This window comes from Sphingomonas sp. Marseille-Q8236 (genome assembly GCF_965112005.1).
Genome location: NZ_CBCOPO010000002.1, coordinates 1412262 through 1418645 on the forward strand (window position 1 = coordinate 1412262; position 6384 = coordinate 1418645).

The 6384-nt window shown below is 64.7% G+C and carries 4 protein-coding genes; all 4 read left to right on the forward strand.

All coding sequences use genetic code 11. The features are described from left to right. The first annotated feature begins 21 nt into the window (after positions 1 to 21). The 4 genes from ACWPWT_RS18950 to ACWPWT_RS18965 all read left to right on the forward strand — a co-directional run bounded on the left by ACWPWT_RS18950 (position 22) and on the right by ACWPWT_RS18965 (position 6380). Positions 22 to 1932: an NPCBM/NEW2 domain-containing protein gene (locus ACWPWT_RS18950; protein ID WP_454280960.1), complete on the forward strand. Its 1911-nt coding sequence runs from the start codon at positions 22 to 24 to the stop codon at positions 1930 to 1932. A 94-nt stretch (positions 1933 to 2026) separates the two neighbouring features. Next, positions 2027 to 3163 (forward strand): endo-1,4-beta-xylanase, encoded by a 1137-nt coding sequence (locus ACWPWT_RS18955; protein ID WP_454280961.1) that lies wholly within the window; start codon positions 2027 to 2029, stop codon positions 3161 to 3163. Beyond that, the gene (locus tag ACWPWT_RS18960; RefSeq protein ID WP_454280962.1) at positions 3160 to 4827 is read left to right on the forward strand and encodes a glycoside hydrolase family 43 protein; all 1668 of its coding nucleotides are present in this window, start codon (positions 3160 to 3162) and stop codon (positions 4825 to 4827) included. Before ACWPWT_RS18955 ends, ACWPWT_RS18960 begins: the two co-directional genes overlap by 4 nt. Continuing rightward, positions 4827 to 6380 (forward strand): glycoside hydrolase family 43 protein, encoded by a 1554-nt coding sequence (locus tag ACWPWT_RS18965; protein WP_454280963.1) that lies wholly within the window; start codon positions 4827 to 4829, stop codon positions 6378 to 6380. The genes ACWPWT_RS18960 and ACWPWT_RS18965 overlap by 1 nt, the downstream gene beginning before the upstream one ends. Positions 6381 to 6384: the final 4 nt, after the last annotated feature.

The following is a 6384-nucleotide window of genomic DNA, read 5'->3' on the forward strand; positions in this document are numbered from 1 at the left end:
AGGATGGCTATGCCCCGGACAATGCGGACGATTTTGACGTGCAGCGTGGCGCTGCTGGGACTGGCGAGTCCCCTGTCCGCGCTCGCGCAAACGGCAAGTGTCGATCCGCTCGCGCCGACCGGCCGATGGAGCGCGAACGATCAGGGGCAGGCCGCCCTGCCGCCCATGGGGTGGAATAGCTGGAATGCCTTCAACAGCGACGTCGACGAGGAAAAGGTGATGGCATCGGTCAAGCTGATCGCCGACAAGGGCCTGCGCGAGGCGGGGTATCGCTACATCAATATCGACGATGGCTGGTGGCTGCGCCGTCGTCAGCCTGATGGCCGCATGGTGATCCGGGCCGACAAATTCCCGTCCGCCGCAGCAGGTCCCAACCAGCAGACGAGCTTTCGCCCATTGACCGACCGGCTCCACGCCATGGGTTTCAAGGCGGGCATCTATTCCGACATCGGCCGCAACAGTTGCGGCCAGGTCTATACGCCCAATTTCGCCAACCAGCCCGAGGGAAGCGTCGCCGAACGCGAAGTCGGGCTATACGGGCACGCGGATCAGGACATCGCGCTCTATTTCGGCGAATGGGGTTTCGACTATATCAAGGTCGATGGGTGCGGCATTCGTGGGTTGGGCAAGGATGCCGACCATGTCCGCAAGGGCGATTATCGTGAACTGACCCCGTTGATCGACATGAACGCGCTGGCACGGACCGATATTCCCGCCGTGCGCGCGCTGTACAATCAGGTCGCGACGGCACTGAAGCGCGAAAATCCGGATGGCGACTATATCTTCTCCCTCTGCCTGTGGGGTTCGGCGGATGTGCGATCCTGGGGCAAGCAGATCGGCAATGTCTCGCGCACCAGCGATGACATCACCGCGCACTGGTCGCGGATGCTGACCAATTTCGACACCAGCGCCTCCCGCGCGCTCTATGCCCATCCGCATGGCTGGAACGACCCCGACATGCTGTTTGTCGGATCGGGCGAATTCGACGCGAACCACATGACCGAGGCGCGTTCGCATTTCGTGCTGTGGGCGATGATGAACGCGCCGCTGCTGATCGGCTTCGATCTGCGCAAGGCCAATGCCGAACAGATCGCGCTGCTGGGCAACCGGGCGATCATCGCGCTCAACCAGGACCCGGCCGGGCATCAGGCGATCCCGGCCTATCTATCGGACGATGTGCAGATTTTCGTGAAGACGTTGGCCAATGGCGACAAGGCGGTGGCGATCCTGAACCGCACCGCCTCCCCCATCGCTCCCGTCCTGACCGCCGATCACCTGAAGCTGCGCGGCGACCGCCCGGTGGCGATGACCGACCTGTGGACCGGACAGAAGAGTCGTTTTTCGGGTGAGGCGAAGCTGACGCTCGCACCGCACCAGACGCTGATCTTCCGCGTGTCGGGCGAACGTCGCCTGCCGCGCGGCCATTATCTGTCGGAGACGCCGGGCGACGTGAACCCGGCGGAGGACGGCATCCGCACTCCCGAAGGCGATCCGACCATCCATCACGAACTCAGCCCTTGGGGCGGGACCAAGGGGCCGGGCGACTTCCCGCAATATGGCGGCTGGGGCGGTGCGCAGGCGGACCGCACGCCGTTCGGACGGCCGCTGCACATGGCGGGCAAAGTCTATGATACCGGGCTGGGCGTGCTCGCCAATTCGCGGCTGGAGGTGCGCAACCCCGGCCAGTCCCGGTTCGGCGCCACGATCGGCATCGATGACTCCGCGACGGCACGCGGTCGACGCGTGATGTTCGAAGTCTATGGCGACGGCAAGCTGCTCACCCGCTCGCGTCCCATGGCTTTGAACGACGCGCCGGCGACGATCGAGGCGGATGTGCGCGGCCGCAGGCTGATCGAACTGGTCGCCCGTGCCGATAGCGCTCCCGATGCCGCGCTGCCGGTGGCTTGGGCCGATGCGCGGCTGCTCGACTGAGCCCGGTCGCTACGAATGGACGTCGTCGTTGCATGGCCTTGCCGTTTCCGGATGTCCATGCAACTGTCCTGACAAAGGAAAAAGGGAGAGGGTGATGAAACCCAATTGGCAAGGGCCGGTGCTGACCCGTCGTCAGCAACTGGCCGGTATGGCGGGCGTTCTGGCAATGGGAGCGCTCCCGTCTGTGGCACGGGCCGCTGGTCCGGACGTGCCGCTTTGCGATCTGGCCGCGCAAAAAGGCATCCTGTTCGGCACCGCGATCAGCGCGGGCCGGGACTCGCCGATCAACGACCCCGCTTATGCCGCGGTCGTCACGCGCGAATGCGCGACGCTGGTGCCCGAGAATGAGATGAAGGTCTATGTCGTCGGCAACGACCCCAGACATCTGAACTTCGCCCCCGCCGACCGTATCGCGGGGTTCGCGCGCGACCATCGCCTGAAACTGCGCGGGCACACGCTGCTGTGGAATTACGAAAAGTACATATCGCCCGCATTGGCCGAGCAGGTCCGTACCACGGGGGCAGAGACATGGCTCCGCGCCTATATCGCACAGGTCGCGGGCCATTTCGGCGATCAGATCTATAGCTGGGACGTGGTCAACGAGACGATCCATCCCAAGACCGGCCAGATCCGGGGCACGGTGTTCGATCAGGCGCTCGGCTTCGACATATTCAAGATCGCCTACGAAGCTGCGCGCGAGCACGCCCCCCATGCCCAGCGCGTCTATAACGATTATATGTCGTGGGAAGTCGGCAACGAGGCCCACCGCGCGGGCGTGCTCCGCTTGCTGGAGCGGTTCCGCAAGGAGAATGTCCCCGTCGATGCGCTCGGCATCCAGAGCCATCTGGGCAATGACGGCAGCCATTCGCGCATCCAGCAGGCGGAGTGGAGGCGTTTCCTCGATGCCGTCACCGCCATGGGCTATCGCCTGCTGATCACGGAATTCGACATCAACGATCGCGAGATGCCGCGCGACGTGGCGCAGCGGGACGCGAAGACGGCGGCGGTGGCGCGCGACTATCTGGACATGATGTTCTCCTATCCGCAGCTCGACCAGTTCCTGTGCTGGGGCCTGTGGGACAAGCATAGCTGGCTGAACGGCTTCGCGCCGCGCAGCGACGGCCTGCCGCAGCGCCCACTGCCCTATGACGATGCGTTGAAACCGAAGCCGCTTCGCACCGCCATTGCCGACGCGCTGCGCGCCGCCCCCGTTCGAAAGGGTATTGCATGATCCGCCCGGTATTGACCGCGCTCGTTCTATCTCTGGCCATGGCTGGCGGGGCGACGGCCCAGACCGCGACCTTCGAGCGCTTCACCTATCGGGGCCAATCGATCGAGCAGGTGAAGCCGGCGTCGGGCGAGTATCTGAACCCCATCATTTCGGGCTATTATCCCGATCCGTCGGTGACGCGGGTGGGCAAGGACTATTATCTCGTCAACTCGTCCTTCGCCCATTATCCGGGCCTGCCGATCTTTCACTCCACCGACCTCGTCCACTGGACCCAGATCGGCAATGCGATCGATCGGCCGGGGCAGCTCGACTTTACCGGACGCGCGGTGTCGGAGGCGGTGTTCGCGCCCGACATCACTTATCATGACGGCACCTTCTATATCGTCAACACCTGCGTCCAGTGCCGGGGCAATTTCGTCATCACCGCCAAGAACCCGGCGGGGCCCTGGTCCGACCCGATCTGGCTGCCCTTCGAGGGAATTGATCCGTCGATCTATTGGGAAGGGGACCGCGCCTATATCGTCAACAATCGCGCCCCCGCCGAGCCGCCCCGCTATGACGGCCACCGCGCCATCTGGGTGCAGGAATATGACTGGCGCGCCGGGAAAATGGTCGGCGAAAGTACGCAGTTGATCAATGGCGGCGTCGACCTGTCCAAGAAGCCGGTCTGGATCGAAGGCCCCCATATCTTCAAGAAGGATGGCTGGTATTATCTCACCGCCGCCGAAGGGGGGACCAGCGTCAACCACTCGCAGGTCGTATTGCGATCCAAGGCGCTGCGCGGCCCCTATGTGCCGTTCGCCGGCAATCCGATCCTGACCCAGCGCGACCTCGATCCGAAACGCCCGCATCCGATCAGCGCGGCGGGTCATGCCGAACTGGTCCAGACGCAGAACGGCGACTGGTGGGCGACCTTCCTGGCGACGCGCCCCTATGCCGAGGATTATTACAATATCGGGCGCGAGACCTTCCTGTTGCCGGTGACGTGGAAAGACGGCTGGCCGATCATTCTGGACAAGGGCAAGACGGTGCCCTGGACGCTCGCCAAGCCCCGCCTGCCCGCTTCCCCGCCGCCCAAGCTGCCGACCAGCGGCGATTTCGGCTATACCGACGAGTTCGAGGGCAACCGGTTGGCGATGCAGTGGATCGGCATCCGTACGCCCAGAACGCCCTTCTACACCGTCGCGAACGGCACGCTGAATATGCGCGGCGGCGATGCGCTGGGCGATCGGCAGGGCGTGCCGGGCTTCGTCGGACGACGGCAGCAACATGCGATCGCCGATGTCTCGACCACGTTGCGCTATGCTCCCGCCAAGGACGGCGCCCGCGCCGGGCTGGTCGCGATCCAGAATGACTATGCCTATCTGTTCTTCGGTCTGACCCGCATCGACGGTCAGCCCCGGATCGCGCTCTACAAGCGGGAGGGTCAGAACACCCGTGACGAAGCCGCAGCCGAGACGCTCGTCGCCTCCGCGCCCTTCGCCGCGAGCGGCCCGGTGACGCTGACCATCCATGCCAAGGGCGGGCAGATGGCATTCGACTATGCGGTCGGCGGCAGGACCATGACGCTAAAGCCCGATCTCGACGTGCGTTTCCTCAGCACGGCACGCGCCGGCGGCTTTGTCGGCATGGTGATCGGCCCCTATGTCTATGAGGCACGGTGATGCGGCGCAGCCTCTCGCTCACCCTGCTGGCGGCAACGCTCGGCGGCGTATCGGCCATGGCGGCGGCGCAGGTCTGGCAATCGGATCGGGGCGACGGCAGCTATGCCAACCCGCCGCTCTATGCCGATTATCCCGATCCCGACATCATCCGCGTCGGTCTGGATTTCTACTTCATCACCACGACCTTCGCGAACGTCCCCGGCCTGACCATCATGACCTCGCGCGATCTGGTGAACTGGCGGTTCGTCGGCCATGTCATCGACCGGCTGGAGGGGCTGCCCGAATATGAGCTGAAGAACGGCGGCGCCTATCGCAAGGGCATTTTCGCGCCCAGCCTGCGCTATCATGACGGCGTCTTCTACATCGCGGTGACCCCGGTGGGCGAGAAGACGCGCATCTATCGGTCCAGGGACATTCGCGGGCCGTGGCAGATGAACCGGTTGAGCGAAGAAGCCTTCGACCCCGGCCTCTTCATCGACAAGGACGGCAGCGCCTATGTCATGACCTCGGTCGGTTCGGACGGCACGACGACCCTGCTCAGCCTCAGCCGCGACCTGCGCACCGTCACCGACAAGCGCGTGGTCTATTTCAACAAGGGCGCGGAAGGCTCGAAGATCGTCCGGCGGGGCGATTATTACTATATGTTCAACGCCATCCCCCGGCGGCTGGGGATGACGGTGTCGCGCGCCAGAAGCCTGTTCGGCCCATGGGAGACCCGCGACCAGATCGACGACAAGACCGGCGGGCACCAAGGCGCGATCGTCGATCTGCCCGACGGCAGCGACTATGGTTTCGTCATGACCGATGCGGGCGCGATCGGGCGGATGACCAATATCAGCCCGGTCTATTGGAGGGATGGATGGCCCGTCTGGGGCACGCCAGACGCACCGGGCCGCGTCCCCGCGACCGCGCGCAAGCCGATCCAGGGGCAGCCGGTCGGCGTCCTTCCGGCCTCCGACGATTTTTCCGGGCGGACGCTCGGCCTGCAATGGCAGTGGAACCACAATCCGCTGGACGATCGCTGGTCGCTGGCCGAGCGGCCGGGCTATCTCCGGCTTCGCGCCACCCAGGCTCCCGCGCTGTGGAGCGCCCGCAACACGCTTCTCCAGAAGGGGCAAGGGCCGTTCAGTCGCGGCGTCGTGGCAATCGATACGACGCATATCGTCGCGGGCGATCAGTGCGGCTTCGGCACCTTCGGCAAATATAGCGGGCATATCGCCATCGGCCGAGGGCGCGACGGCCGACCGACGCTCACCATGCGGGTGATCGAGGACGTCGCCACGGCTCAGAAAGCCGAAATCCGCGTCGATGCGCAGCCGATAACCGCCAAGCGGCTGTTCCTGCGCACCGATATGGACTTCAAGACCGACCGGGCCAGCGTCGCCTACAGTATCGACGGCCGGGACTGGCGGACGTTGGGCGGCGATTTCCCGCTCGCCTTCGATTGGCGGACGGGGACGTTCCAGGGACAGCAATATGCGCTGTTCTGCTACAATTCGAAGGCGAAGGGCGGGTGGATAGATGTGGACGGCTTCACGCTGTCGGGGCGGTAATCCC

Coding starts and splice junctions, on each gene's coding strand:
- ACWPWT_RS18955 (WP_454280961.1), top strand. CDS start 2,027: ATGAAACCCAATTGGCAAGGGCCGGTGCTGACCCGTCGTCAGCAACTG.
- ACWPWT_RS18960 (WP_454280962.1), top strand. CDS start 3,160: ATGATCCGCCCGGTATTGACCGCGCTCGTTCTATCTCTGGCCATGGCT.
- ACWPWT_RS18950 (WP_454280960.1), top strand. CDS start 22: ATGCGGACGATTTTGACGTGCAGCGTGGCGCTGCTGGGACTGGCGAGT.
- ACWPWT_RS18965 (WP_454280963.1), top strand. CDS start 4,827: ATGCGGCGCAGCCTCTCGCTCACCCTGCTGGCGGCAACGCTCGGCGGC.